Genomic DNA, 1,066 nt, shown 5'->3' with positions numbered 1-1,066 from the left:
CTTGAACGAGAACACCGGCTGGTTGTCCTCGCGTTTCAGATAGACCGGATTGCGCAGCCGCGCCGACAGGTTCGGCGCATGTTCGAGTTCGGTCTCGCGCGCCACGTCGTAGACGCGCGCGGTCAGGGTCTTTTTCAGGTAGTCGTGGGAAGCCATGCGGGTGGCGCGGTGCGCTGTGTCAGACGGGAAAACGTCAATGATAGCGCCAACGGTGTTTGCTCTGGCCTTTCCGCTTGTCGCGCCGCCGCGCTGCCGTGACCGTCCCGCAACCATCCGGCAACCTGGCCGCAAGCGGTATCGAGGCCGCACGCATCGGGTTTGCCAACCGTCCGGTCGGTAAGTCAACCGCATGTGAAACGCCCGCCGATTCGCTTCGAAAACGCCCGGGCCGCCGCCATCGCCCCGACTTCCACCGTCAACGCATGGCGGCATCATGCGGTAGAATTTCGGTTTGGAATAAGGATCGGAAGATGCACTGGCAGCCTCGGATCGCCCACTTGATGCCCGTCCCGCGCGAGTCTTGTCCCGCGGCGGAGCGTCACGTCCGCCACGCACGATCGTGTAGCTGTATCTGAGTGCCGCGAAGCGACTGGCGTGGGTAGGCCGCCGGTCGTGCTCGCTCCCCTTCCCCTAGAAAGAAGATTTCCAGGCATTGCGCCCCACGCGCACCGTCAGCCGACGCCTCGTCATTACGAGCGCGCCCGGTTGATCTACCGAGTCGTCCAAACATGAACGCACCTCAAGTTTTCGATCCGCACGGCGCCGCCGCTGCGGTGGCTGCCGATCCCGAAGCGCGTCTGCGCGAAATTCCCTATAACTACACGTCGTTCTCCGATCGCGAAATCGTCATCCGCCTGCTCGGCAACGATGCGTGGGACGCGCTCGCCGAACTGCGCGCCGAACGCCGCACCGGCCGCTCGGCGCGCATGCTCTATGAAGTGCTCGGCGACATCTGGGTCGTGCGCCGCAATCCGTATCTGCAGGACGATCTGCTCGACAACCCGAAGCGCCGCGCGCTGCTGATCGAGGCGCTCAATCACCGCCTCGCCGAAATCGAGAAGCGCCG

General features: G+C 64.3%; 1 protein-coding gene and 1 pseudogene. One reads left to right on the top strand and one right to left on the bottom strand.

From position 1 onward, the window contains the following. Positions 1 to 273: pseudogene (locus F3J19_RS32915) on the bottom strand (PLP-dependent threonine dehydratase); the annotation flags it as partial. A 455-nt stretch (positions 274 to 728) separates the two neighbouring features. Here F3J19_RS32915 and F3J19_RS32270 point away from each other — a divergent pair. Beyond that, the coding region (locus F3J19_RS32270; protein ID WP_167050538.1) for a DUF3683 domain-containing protein at positions 729 to 1,066 on the top strand (338 nt) is incomplete at its 3' end.

Source organism: Burkholderia sp. Ax-1724 (assembly GCF_011752995.1).
Lineage (GTDB): Bacteria > Pseudomonadota > Gammaproteobacteria > Burkholderiales > Burkholderiaceae > Paraburkholderia.
This window is presented reverse-complemented; position numbering and strand designations above follow the sequence as displayed.